This window comes from Sorangium sp. So ce363 (assembly GCF_051520435.1).
Classification (GTDB): domain Bacteria; phylum Myxococcota_A; class Polyangia; order Polyangiales; family Polyangiaceae; genus Sorangium; species Sorangium cellulosum_B.
This window is the reverse complement of the sequence record NZ_CP150333.1, coordinates 3,646,778-3,659,070: the sequence shown is the minus strand read 5'-3', so window position 1 is coordinate 3,659,070 and position 12,293 is coordinate 3,646,778. Positions and strand designations below refer to the sequence as shown.

General features: G+C 69.8%; 9 protein-coding genes. 3 read left to right on the top strand and 6 right to left on the bottom strand.

Annotation, left to right across the window (positions count from 1 at the left end):
• Window positions 1–40 precede the first annotated feature (40 nt).
• The 4 genes from WMF12_RS14045 to WMF12_RS14030 form a co-directional block, all read right to left on the bottom strand.
• Entirely contained in the window at window positions 41–1,027 is a 987-nt protein-coding gene (locus tag WMF12_RS14045; RefSeq protein ID WP_437871878.1) for a tetratricopeptide repeat protein, read from the bottom strand.
• A gap of 274 nt (window positions 1,028–1,301) precedes the next feature.
• Complete coding sequence (locus WMF12_RS14040) at window positions 1,302–2,843, bottom strand: hypothetical protein (protein ID WP_437871876.1); 1,542 nt, start codon at window positions 2,841–2,843, stop codon at window positions 1,302–1,304.
• Window positions 2,844–2,880: 37 nt separating this feature from the next.
• Entirely contained in the window at window positions 2,881–4,533 is a 1,653-nt protein-coding gene (locus WMF12_RS14035) for a hypothetical protein (protein ID WP_437871875.1), read from the bottom strand.
• Between the two features lie 14 nt (window positions 4,534–4,547).
• Window positions 4,548–5,567, bottom strand: a complete 1,020-nt coding sequence (locus tag WMF12_RS14030) for a hypothetical protein (protein WP_437871874.1) — start codon at window positions 5,565–5,567, stop codon at window positions 4,548–4,550.
• Window positions 5,568–5,676: 109 nt separating this feature from the next.
• On the opposite strand from WMF12_RS14030, the gene WMF12_RS14025 reads away from it, so the two are divergent.
• From WMF12_RS14025 to WMF12_RS14015, 3 genes are all read left to right on the top strand, one after another.
• Window positions 5,677–5,973 carry a CoA-binding protein gene (locus WMF12_RS14025; RefSeq protein ID WP_437871873.1) on the top strand — a complete coding sequence of 99 codons (297 nt, stop codon included), beginning with the start codon at window positions 5,677–5,679 and terminating at the stop codon, window positions 5,971–5,973.
• A complete protein-coding gene (locus WMF12_RS14020; RefSeq protein ID WP_437871870.1) occupies window positions 5,970–6,683 on the top strand; it encodes a formylglycine-generating enzyme family protein in 714 nt (237 codons plus the stop codon). Before WMF12_RS14025 ends, WMF12_RS14020 begins: the two co-directional genes overlap by 4 nt.
• A 551-nt stretch (window positions 6,684–7,234) precedes the next feature.
• Window positions 7,235–8,602 (top strand): MFS transporter, encoded by a 1,368-nt coding sequence (locus WMF12_RS14015; RefSeq protein ID WP_437871865.1) that lies wholly within the window; start codon window positions 7,235–7,237, stop codon window positions 8,600–8,602.
• A 156-nt stretch (window positions 8,603–8,758) separates the two neighbouring features.
• Here WMF12_RS14015 and WMF12_RS14010 read toward each other — a convergent pair whose 3' ends face one another.
• Both WMF12_RS14010 and WMF12_RS14005 read right to left on the bottom strand, forming a co-directional pair.
• Window positions 8,759–9,958, bottom strand: coding sequence for a hypothetical protein (locus WMF12_RS14010; protein WP_437871862.1), 1,200 nt, complete (start codon window positions 9,956–9,958; stop codon window positions 8,759–8,761).
• 167 nt (window positions 9,959–10,125) lie between these two features.
• Window positions 10,126–12,228: a hybrid sensor histidine kinase/response regulator gene (locus WMF12_RS14005; protein ID WP_437871852.1), complete on the bottom strand. Its 2,103-nt coding sequence runs from the start codon at window positions 12,226–12,228 to the stop codon at window positions 10,126–10,128.
• Window positions 12,229–12,293 lie beyond the last annotated feature (65 nt).

The window sequence follows — 12,293 nt, the reverse complement described above, 5'->3', positions numbered from 1 at the left end:
CGGCTGCCGGCGTCTAGCCGCTTTGCGATTGCGGTGTTGGTCAGGTCGCCCAGCGCTCAGAGAAATCTGGCGTTTCGCCGCGCTCGATGGCGAGCACCCATTTTTCAAGCACTGATGCGCCGCTCTCCCAGAACCTCTTGCAGCCGTCGATGTAGGATAGAACAGCGCCCCGATGCCCGATGGAAAACAACTGGGATGCGAGCTCAAAATCGGGCCCAAATGTGTTAAGCTGCGGCGAGCCGCGGACCTCACCAGCGGCCTGGAGGTGCTCTACTGCGCTGGTTGAATCGCTTCGTGCCATCGCGACCTTTCCTAGAACGACGTGTGCGTAATGCATGGCATTTCCGTACTCAAATGTGTCCACATGATCCGTGGCATCGGAGAGCAGTCGCTCTGCGGCTTCGGTCGCCCGTTCGTAGTTCTCGGACAGGACTGCCACCCTTGCGATGTCGATGAGAATTCCGAACGCTCCAAGCGCAGAGCGCTCAAGCGTGAGCGCCGCCTCGTATTCCGCGAGCGCCTCTCGTGCAAGTCGCACACGTTCTTCGCGCGATGTGGCACCAATGCTGGAAAGGAAGCACAGCCCTCCCAGGAGCTCTCGCCAGTCTGACGTATCCGGTTCGACTGTGGTTCCTCGCCTGTACAGTTCTTCGGCCAAATCTCGATCTTCGATCGAAAGAAATCTCCCGGCATTCCTGAGAATAGCGGGATCGTTGGGATGGTTGGACACCGCGCTCAACCAGAGGCGCTTTCCCTCATTGTACGCGTCCGGGCATTCATGCGGAGCGATGCGCGCGAACGCCGCCAGGCAGATTTCTGGGTGATGAGCGATTAGCCAGCGAACGTGATCTATCCGTCGGCGCCGGGCGTCATCATCTTGGTTCCTGAAATAGAACCCGAGCAACTTTACGCGTGCTTCGACGTCGTTCGGGCTCTTCAGCAGGTGGGTCTCAAGGGCTTCTGCATCTTGCGCGGCCAGGTCGATGGCGTCGGTGCATAGGGAGAGCCAGTCGGGTGAGCGTTCCATGGCGCTGCGAGGATAGCGCACCTGGCGGACGCATGTCGGCGAGCTCGGCGCCGCTCCTGTCCACCGGACCGAGCTCGGGCACATCGCCGACGAGGTCGCGCTGCATGACCCCGGAGCAGACCGCGCGGCGCCTGGTAGAGGTGGACGCCGCCTCGAATGCCCGAGGGCCGTGGCGGTGTGACTCGGACGTTCCTGCGAGCACCCGGCGGTCCTGGTCCGCGGCGACGCTCCCTGGGCCGAGCCGGAGAGCTCGCCGCGGTGAGCTTCAATCCCGCTATTCAGGAAACCGAAACGTCTCGACGGCGTTGCCGCTCTCGCCCTCCGTCGTGCTGCCGTCGTGGTTCCAGCTGGTGCCGCCCTTGCCTGGCTGTCCGATATCGAAGGTGACGCCCTCGAGCGTGAGCTGATCCTCGTCGAGGTAGGCGACGCCGATCGAGTCGCCGCCGCGCCCGGGGCCGCCGTAGCCGCCGGGCCCTCCTTGGCCACCCCTGCCACCCAGGCAGCCCTGAAAGACGTCCGCCTCGGCGGCGCCCGGTGCGCCTCGGCCGCCTCGGCCGCCTTCCTGGGGTGGCCCGCCGTCACCGCCTTGGCCGCCGGCGGCCGTCTCGATCACGCTGTCGCGCACGGTCACCCGGGCGTGAAGCGCGAGGACGCCGATGGTTGGATTTCCGTTCGCTCCCCCGCGTCCCCCCCGGCCTCCGCAACCGCCGGCCCCGCCCGAGCCTCCTCCCGCGCCTCCCTTGGAAGCCGCGCCGCACACGGCGAGTCCGCCCCGGCGACCGCCGCCGCCACCGCCCCCCTGGCCCGGGGTGCCCCAGGTCCCCTCGCCCCCCGTGTCGCCTTCCCACCCAGTCTCGGTGAGACGCCCGATGCCCCCACCGGGTGCGCCCTGCGTCCCCGGCGCCCCTGGGCCCCCGTTGGACCCGTCGTAACAGAGGACCCCGCCCAGCTCGCCGGTACCACCAAGCCCCGCGGGCGAAGGGTCCCGCACGGAGGCGGGCTCGCCGTCGGCTCCATCCTCGGCGCTGTCGGGCAGCCCGTCGCCTCCCTTGCCGCCGATGCTCGTGTGTCCGCTCTCGCACCGGTTCACGGCCGCATCCCCGCCGGCGACGACGGCCGCCGAGCACGCGTCCCTGGCGAACGTACCATCCGGTCCGTCCGGTGGGCTGTACCGAGGCCACTCCTCGCCATCGGTGCCTTCCAGCGCACTGTCTGCGAGGATCTCACTGCGCAGGATCTCCACCGCCGTGTTGGATTGAACGAGCGCGCCGAGCGGGCCAAACGCCCAGAGGTTGAGATCGGCGAGCGTCGACACCCCGTCTGCGGCCCCCGTGTCCTCGGGGCCCGCCGGCTCGACGATCACCATGGGGTCGAAGATCGGCGCGTGAAAGAATGTGGACCGCGGGATTCGGGGGTCGCGATCCCATCGCCGGCAGTGGAAGCCTCCGAGGAGGTCCACGCCGGAGGGCAGTAGGATCTGATGCACCTCGAATCCGTCATTGCAGATGAACACCCGCCCTCGTCCAGTGCGCGCGAGCTCGACGCCGCGCTCGACGGTGAACACCGGCTTCGCCTTCGTGCCGGGGTTCCCGTCGTCGCCGCCGCCGTAGTTTCCGGCGACGAACACGCCACAGCCGTCGTCGAGGATGTCGGCGGCGATGTGCTCGACGCAGACCGACTCCGGGGGCGGCTCGTCCGCGCAGGAGGTGCCTTCACAAGGCGTCACGCCAGGGTCGTTCACGTCAGGTGCAGTTCCGCAGCCGGTCGCCCACGGGGACAGCAGAAGGACCAAGGCCGCCGCGGTGCTCTTTTTCATGTGTGTCTCCTGACGGGTGCCGCCAGCACAGGGCGATTCATCGAGGTGGTTCCGGGGCTGGCGCATCGAACCGGTACCAGAACTGCGCAATCCCGCGTTCCCCCTCGCCGAGCCCGCTTTCCAGGGTTGCATTGCCGCCGATACCTCCCTCGCCGGCTTGTCCGGGCAAGACCGTCGCATGCTCCAAGATGGCCACGGAGGCGCCCAAGGAGCCGATGCCGAGCGAGTGGCCCCCGTGCCCGCCACCGGCATCGCCCCCGCGACCGCCTTTGCCTCCGGTGCCGCCGCGGCACGCGGGCCACATGTCACCTGAACCCGCCGGGGGCCTTCCACCGTAGCCGCCGAATGACCCGCCGCCGCCGGGCTGGCCCGTTCCACCGACCCCGCCATCGCCGCCCTTGGCCCCGAGGACCGTGCTGGCATCGACCGTGAGGTCGCTCCCCTGCAAGGCCACGATCCCGATGCTCGCGCCGCCGTAGCCGCCCCCCTGGCCGCCCTTGCCACCGCAGCCGCCGCTGCCGCCTGATCCACCGGCGGCACCGGCCTGGGGCCGACCAGCCGGACACGCGAACGTGCGGCTGCGCGAGTAGCTGCCCCCACCCCCGCCGCCGCCCTGGCCTACGCCGCCCTTCTCCCCGTCTTTACCGCGGACGCCGACCCATCCGTCGACGCCCAGAAGGCCAGCGCCAACCGCTCCCGCAGCGCGCTCCGCGGGGGCGCCGTCTGCGCCGCGGCCTCCATCCCCGCACGGCATGCCGGACGCGCCGGTGCCGGCCAGGCCGCGGTTGTCCGGAGTCCCGACCGGTTCCGGCTGGCCTGGCGTCCCATCGCCGCCCGTCTCGAGGCCCCCATCGCCCCCCTGGCCACCCGTCGACTCGATGCCATCGTCGCACACCGTCACGACCGGAAGCGCGCCCAGCGCCACGTTCGCCGTGCAGGCGTCCACGCCTTCATTCCCCAGCACGCCGGCATTCGCGCGGAAGCTCGGCGCGTCCTCGCCCGGCTCTCCATCCTTGCCGTCGCCTGCGAGGATCTCGCTCTTCCGCACGATCGCCCTGGCCCCATGCTCCAGGATCATCGCGATCGACGACTTGCCGTCGCGCGCGGAGGCGTCCGCCGCCACGGCGCGCACGCCGAAGATCACCGACGTCGCGTCGTCCCCCGCGATGACCGCGCCTTCCCGCCCGAGGACCCGCACCGGGATCCCCACGGGCGGCGCGATGACGGTCAGCGCACTCTGCCCGTCGAGCGGCCCTCCATAGGACCAGTCGCCGCCGGCACACACGCGGCTGCCCCAGAGGTCGACTCCCTGGGGGAGCGAGATCGCCTCCTCGAACACCCCACCGCAGGCGTACACGCGCCGGGTCGGCGCCTCACCACCCCCTCGCCCATTCGCGGCGAGCCGGATCGCACGTTGCAACGTCTTCACTGGCGCATCCTTCGTGCCAGCGCTCTCGTCGTCGCCCTGCTCGCCGACGAACACGCCGCACATGTCGAGCGCCGCCGCCTTCGCCGGATCCCCATCACAAGGAGACGGCTCCGGCGGCGGAACCTCGCACAGGTAGTCGTCCGCGCAGCTGTCCGAGTAGCACCCCGTGTTGCCGGCCGCGCCGGTCATACCGAGCGCGATCGACACCAGCGAGCGGAGAACCGCTCGACCGCGACCCACGGCGCCAGCTCTGGAACGCATGACCTCGCCCCGCTTCACCACGCTCCCTCGAGAAGCACCCCTGCCCGTTCGCTCGTCGCCGTAGGTACGACGCGGACGCCAGCGGCCTTCGGTCCTGCGTCGAAGACGGCGATCTCCGCGAAGAAGGAGGCCGCCGTCGCCACGCCGAACACGGCGCTCGTCACCAGCGACACCTTGCCGAGGGTGGCGAACAGAGCCCGCTCGTTCACCTGTTCGTGAATGCCGGCGCACGCCGCGGGGGCGCTCGCTTCCCGGCAGGTGTGCGACGTCCATCCCCGCGCGCGGCGCGCGGCGTCCCCCTCGCGCAGGTCGCCATGAACGACGTGAGCGCGCAGGAGAAAGACCGCACCGGCCGCTGCCGTCGCCGTCGACACGGCGATACCGACGATCCGCGCCGTCCCCGGCCAGGAGGCCCATGGGCTGGGGAGCCCATGGGCTGGGGAGCCCGTCCGCACAGCCGCCGGAGCGCTCGGGGCTCGCGGCGCTTCGTTCGGTGACACCGGCGCGCCCTCCTCGGCATCACTCGCCGACGCGCTCGCCGACGTGCGCGGCAAATGCATCACGATCTCGTGCTTCGCGCCTGCCACGGCGCCGACGATATGGAGCGCGTTTTCACAGCCGGGCGCTCGGGCCCACACCATGTGTTCGCCCGGCTCCAAGAAGAGCACGTAAGTCCGCGCGGACCGGCCGATCGGCTTGCCGTCGACGAGCACCTCGGCGTCCGGCGGATCCACGTTCAGACGCAGCACTGTCACGTTCCACTCCGCCTTGCGTCGCCCGACCTCGAACCTTCGCTGCAGCGGCAAAGGGAGCGCCTCGAGCTGCGAAAGGCTCCAGGCCAGGTGCTCGGCCGCGTCACGGTGCCGGTTCAGCGCGAGCTCGCACAGCCCGAGCTCCCCGGCGATCTCCGCGCGCTCTAGCCCCGTGCTGGATGCCGGGTCTGCCGCCTCGAAGGCCGCCTTGTAGGCGGCATAGGCCTCTGTCCACCGCCCGGCATCGCGCGCTCGCTGACCACGACGAACAAGGTCCTTCACCGTCGATCCGTTGCTCGGTCTCGCCTTCGACTGGATACCGTCTGCACGGGCCGAGTTCGTGAAGCCCGTCGCAGCCCCGAGCGTGAGAAGAACCGAGCAAAGATGCGCCATGAAACGCATGCGGTCACCGTACTCACGCTCACTGCGCCGCGTCAATCAGCAAGACGTGCTGAACGTCTTCTGCAAGCCCCAGGATTTCGTGCCCCACGTCGAGGATGCGCTCGTGTTGCGTCCGTCTTTGGTGTGGTTCCAATCCGGGCTGCTCGAGCTCTCGGCGGCGCGCAGGCTGCTCGACGCTGGGATTCCGGTCGCGGAGGATTGTATCGGCTGCCGGCGCGCGTCGATGTGGCCTTCCATCGAGCCATTCGAAGCACAACGCTCGGCGGCGAGCTCCAGGACGCCATGACAACAGCCCCACGCTCGACGCCCTCCGGCCTCGTGTGGATCCCTGGCGGCACCTTCACGATGGGCCAAGATCCGATCTTCGAGTCCGAGGCGCCAAACCCACCGCATCGCGTCGAGCTGTCCCCTTTCTGGCTCGGCGCGCACCCGGTCACCCGCGCCGAATACAATGTCTTCGTCGAGGCGACGGGCGCCTCGGCGCTGCCCTCCGCGGGCCGGGCAGAGCTCGACGCGCCCGATCGGCCCGTGGTGAACGTGAGCTACGCGGAAGCCCTGCGGTATTGCGCCTGGGCCGGTGGGACGTTGCCCACGGAGGCGCAATGGGAGCTCGCCGCGCGCGGATTCGATGGTCGGCGGTACCCCTGGGGAGACGATTCCCCGGACGAACGGCGCGCCTGCTTCGCCGAGGACTGGAATCGCGGCGGGCCGAGCCCGATAGGCGAGCACCCGGCCGGCGCGAGCCCTCTTGGTTGCCACGACATGGCCGGCAATGTCTGGAGCTGGTGCCTGGACGCGTTTCGCGCGGACGCGCACCTCGAACGAATGCGCCTCGGCCGCGATCCGTGCGTGGGCGGCGCGACGCGGGTGCGCCCGCTGCGAGGCGGGTGCTGGCGCAGCATCGAGAGCAGGCTCCAGTCGGCGTACCGCAACTGGAGCCACGAGGTCGCGCGACATACAACGATCGGCTTTCGCCTCTGTGTCTCGACTGTTTGACGCGAAGGCTGTCAGGACGAAGGCAGATCGCGTGAAGTCGGCGGGGGCGGGGATGCCGAGGGGTGCGGGACGCCGAGCAGGGCCGCGGCGGCGGGCGCGATCCTCCGCAGGTCCACGGCACGCTCGTGCCGTCCGCGTGGCGACGGCATCCTCCCGGCACACCTCGTGAGCGGCGCCAGCAAGACGAGCGCGTCCGACGCAGGCGAGAGCCCGACGCGCCTCGCGCACGCCTGTCCGCCGATCGCGATGGCTGACCAGCAGGCGCCCTGACCACGCCTCGCGCGCCGTGATGGGCACGGCGCAGACATCAAACGGAAACATACGGTCTACAACCCATCTGGCGTCCGACATCAAACGGAAACATACGGTCTACAACCCATCTGGCGTCCGACATCGACCGGAAACATACGGTCTGCAACCTATTTTGGGCTCGACATCGACCGGAAACATACGATTTACGACCCATTTACGGTCCTTGTTTTATGAATCCGTCCTGAGGCCTCGATCGCCGCACCGCGAGGTCCTTCAGAACTTGCAACTTACGAGGACCCATGACCCAGGCTACCAAGGCGACCAAGATCGAGCTATTTTCGCTGTCAACTCCAGCGATGCGCGCATTCCACCTGACCTGGCTGGCGTTCTTCGCCTGCTTCTTCGCGTGGTTCGCGGTGGCACCGCTGATGCCGGTCATCAAGGGCGAGTTCGGGCTGACCAAGGAGCAGATCGCCAACATCAACATCGCCGCGGTGGGAATCACGGTGGCGGGTCGTCTGGTGATCGGGCCGCTCTGCGACAAGTACGGCCCGCGGGCGACCTACACGTGCTTGCTCGCGCTCGGCGCCATCCCCGTGCTCGGGATCGCGCTCGCGCAGAGCTATGAGGTCTTCCTGTTCTTCAGGCTGCTGATCGGCATGATCGGCGCGAGCTTCGTCATCACGCAGTATCACACGTCCGTCATGTTCGCTCCCAACGTGGTCGGCACCGCGAACGCCACCAGCGCGGGCTGGGGCAACGCCGGAGGGGGGGTCACGCAGTCGACCATGCCCTGGGTGCTCGCGGCGGTGCTGAGCCTGGGTGTCAGCTCATCGCTCGGCTGGCGCCTCGCGATGGTGGTGCCGGGCGCGCTCATGCTCGTCGTCGCGGTCCTCTACTGGAAGTACACCCAGGACTGCCCGCAAGGGAACTACAAGGACCTTCGCGCGGCGGGCGTCGAGATCGAGGGCGGGAAGAAGGGCGGATGGGCGATCTTCAAGGCGGCGATGGGCAACTACCGGTCCTGGATGTTGTTCATCACGTACGGGGCCTGCTTCGGGATCGAGCTCTTCGTGCACAACGTGGCCGCCAGCTACTTCGTGGACCGCTTCAAGCTGGATCTTCAGACCGCAGGCATGGCCGCGGGTAGCTTCGGGCTCCTGGCGCTGTTCGCCCGCGCCGTGGGCGGCATGCTCTCCGATCGGCTGGCACACCGGAAGGGCCTGGACGCCCGCACGACCCTCCTGTTCGCGCTGATGGTCGGCGAGGGGCTCGGCCTGCTCTGGTTCTCCCGCATGCAGACGGCGGGGATGGCGGTGCTCGCGATGATCGTCTTCGGGCTCTTCACGCACATGGCTTGCGGCGCCACCTACGCGCTCGTGCCCTTCATCGATCGCAAGGCGCTCGGCGGCGTCGCAGGTATCGTGGGAGCGGGCGGCAACGTCGGCGCGGTCGCGGCGGGTTTCCTGCTCAAGGCGGTCGGCGACACCCAGGATTGCTTTGCGGTGCTGGGCTTCGCCGCGCTCGTCTCGTCGGTGTGCGCGATCCTGGTGCGCTTCACGGCCGCCCACAAGGCCAGCGAACAGGCCCTCTACGACAAGGCCCTCGCCGAGCGCCTCGCCCAGAGCGGCGCCCCGGCCACGGTCGGCCTCGCGCGCGCGAGCTGAGCACGCTCGAGGCGACCGCCGCGAACCATCGAGGGTCTCGCGGCGTCGCCCGTCGGCGGGAGCGCAGGGCGCCTCCTAATCGGCCTCCGCAACCCCCAGTCGAGCGCCCAGACGATCCTCGTCACGCGGCTCAACCCCGACGCGGCCCCGGAGAAACTACCACTGATCCATCTGAAAGTGATCGCGCACGATCCACTGAGGCGTTCCGCAGTCGTGAACACTGCCCAGCGTGAACCGCTGACCAAAGCCGCGCAGCGCCGCCGTCTGCTCGGGTGTCGCGGAGGTGATGTTCGCCAGCAGCCGCAAGTTCGGCAGCCCCTCGCCGCGCAGAAGCGACAGCGCCGCCTCCGCGCCGAGCGGCGTGAAGAATGACATGAGCAGCTCGAGCGACCGATCTCGAGCGTGACTCAACGCGTACGCGGCCGCGTCATCGAAGTCACTCTCCTCCACGTTCAGCCGCTGCAGCGAGGCCCAGCTCGCGCTCTCCGCCAGGTCACGCCAGAACGCCGGGCCCGCCGGAGTTCCCCACAAGCTCAGCGAGCGCAGCCGTGCCGCCAGCGGCAGACCCGACAGACGCGGCATCATGCTGGCATCCACCTCACCGCAGCCGAGCGCCAGCCGGTCCAACCGAGGCCAGCATGCGCCCTCGAACAGCGTGCACAGCGACCCGCTCAACACCCGCTCGTTGAAGCCCAACGACAGGTGCCGCAATCGCGGCCAGGCACCCGCGCCGTGCAGAGCCTCCAGCCCGGCATCCCCGATCCGCAGATTCCACAGCCCCAGTTGCTCGAGCTCCTCCTTGGGCAGCACGCGAGCAAACTCCCCCATCACGGCGTCCCCCTCGAAGCTCGCGCCGCTCGCTTCCAACACGAGCTGCCGCAGCATCGTCGCCGCGGGAGCTCGCGCCAGCGTCAACGCATCCTCTGCGTCGAGCAAGGCATCGGACAACAGCAGCCGTCGCGGCTTCAACGACTCGATCGCAGCCAGACACTCCTCTAGCTCAGCGCGCGGCAATTGCTCGAGCTCCAGCGAACTCGCGTCCAGCAACCGTACTCGGGTCAGACGCCACAGGCACGCCGCATGATCTTTCCTCACCCGACGCACCCTGAACAACCCCCACTCGAACTCGCCGTCGACCCCATCTTTGTCGCTCAGTCCCCACGCCCCGCGCAGCTCGTCCCGCGCCCTCCGCCGCGCTTGCCACGCTCCCGCCTCGTCGGCTCTTACCCGCCGCTCCCATTCGATCAACTCAGCCAGCGGATCACCCGCCGCGCTCAACGTCTCAGCGTACGCGAGCCAGGCCTGCGCGTCGGTCGGATCACGCCGCAGCGCGGCCTCGAGCTCCCTGTCGTTCATCGTTCGCCCTCAGCGTCGCTTTGCCTGCCATGGTGGGGTTGCCCCTTGCACCATCGCGTCATGGTACACCGGTCGTGCTCGCCTGCGGTTGCGCGCGCCGGGGCCTCCGGGACGCCGCCGGGCGCGGCGCCGCGGGCGAGCGAGGCAGGCGGAGCGCGGGCCGCAGGTCAGCGCGAGAGCGGGCTCGCCGTGCTCCGCAGCTCGCGGCGCCCCGCCGACAGGGCCTCCATCAGCGCGGTGTCCTCGGCTGGCTTGACGAGGTGCCTGTCGAAGCCCGCCTCTCGCGATCTCCTCCGGTCCTCGTCCTGACCGTAGCCGCTCAGGGCGACGAGGCGCGTCGATGCGAGCGACGGCTCGGCGCGGATGGCGCGGGCCACGTCGTACCCATCCATCCCGCCCGGCAACCCGAGGTCGCACAGGACCACATCCGGAGGGCGCGTCCGGGCCGCCGTCAGGCCGGTCGGGCCGTCGAACGCCGTCTCCACGTCGTAGCCGCTCAGGGTCAAGAGCATCTCGAGGCTCTCGGCCGCGTCGTGGTTGTCCTCGATCACGAGGACGCGAACCCCCTGGCGACTGGCATCCTCCCCGTCGGAGGCGGCCGACAGGTCCCGGGCGACCGGCGCCGCGAGCGGCAGCCGCAGCGTGAACACCGAGCCGCGGCCGGGCCCCTCGCTGTGAGCCGCCACCGTCCCGCCGTGGAGCTCGACGAGCCCCTTCACCAGCGCAAGGCCGAGCCCGAGCCCCCCCTTGCTCCGGGCCAGCCCCTGATCCGCCTGGCTGAACGGATCGAAGATGCGCGATAGCAGCCCCGGATCCATCCCGACGCCGTTGTCCTCGACCGTGATGACGGCCTGTCCAGACACGCCCCCTTCGCGCCCGGACCCCGGAGGGCCCGCCTCGACGCGCACGCCCACGCGCCCGCCCCCGCGCGCGCCCGCGTCGGTGAACTTGCCGGCGTTCTGCAGCAGATTGCCCAGCATCTGCGCCAGCCGGGTGTCGTCGCCCTCGACCCAGAGCGGCTCATCCGGCGCGCTCACGCGGAGCGCCACGCCGTCGGCCTCGAGGTTCGCCCGGTAATCCTCGGCGGTCTGGCGGACGATGCTGACGAGATCGCAGCGCGCCTTGCGGAGCTGGATCCGGCCGCGGGCGATGCGAGAGATGTCGAGCAGGTCGTCGATCAACCGGACCATGTGCGTGACCTGGCGATCGATCACGTCCCGGGCTCGCCGCTGCACGGGATCCGCCGCTCCGACCCTCCGGAGCATCGCGACGGCCGTGCGGACGGGCGCGAGGGGGTTGCGCAGCTCGTGGGCGAGCATGGCCAGGAACTCGTCCTTCCGTCGGTCCGCGTCCCGCAGCGCCTGCTCTGCCAGCTTGAGATCGTGGATGTTGATCGCGATCCCGAACCAGCGGACGATCCGGCCCGAGGCGCCGCGGATGGGCCGCCCGCGCACCTTGAACCACTGGTATCCGCCGTCGCGCCACCGGATGCGGTACTCCAGGTCATACGGGGCGAGCCCCCCGACCGCGGCGCGCCAGGCGGCGAAGACCCGCTCCCGATCGTCCGGGTGGAGGACCTCGAGCCACCGGTCGCCGAACTGCCGCTCGGCGGGCACGCCGGTGAACTCGACCCATTGCTCGCTGAAGAACTCGCAGTAGCCGTCGGGCCGGGTCGCCCACACCATGCCCGGGATCGATTCGAGGGTCTGACGGTGAAAGAGCTCGCTCTCGCGCAGCGCCGCCTCGGCCCGGTGGCGCTCGGTCAGATCCAGCATCGAGCCGATCATGCGGGTGGGCACGCCGCTCGCGCTCCGGCCGATGTAGCCGCGGTCGAGGAAGGGCGCGTACGAGCCGTCGCCCTTGCGAAAGCGGTACTCGTCGGTCCAGCTCTCCCCGTTGCCCTCGATCGCCGCGCGGATCCCCTCGGATACCCGCGCCCTGTCCTCCGGGTGGATGCGGTCGTACCAGCCCTCGGGGCCGTCGCCGAGCTCCTCCGGCGTGCAGCCGAAATGCTGGACGACCGCTCCGTTCCAGTAGACCCGGTTCGTCTCCAGATCCCAGTCCCAGATCACGTCGTTCGTGGCGCGGTTGACGAGGCGATACTGCTCCTCGCTCCGCCGGACGGCCGCCTCGGCCTCCAGCCGGGCGGCTTCTGCGCTGGCCGCGCGATCGCGGGCCTCGCTCTCCCGCAGCGCCACCTCGGCCTGCCCGGCCGCGGCGGCGCCCTCGGCGCGCCGGCAGCCAGCCCCGTCCACCCGTGTGCTCCGCATCGTCGTCGTCGCCCGGAGGTTTGCGTAGTGGCGCGCTCGGCATTTGGCCACCCGCCGGCGCGCTC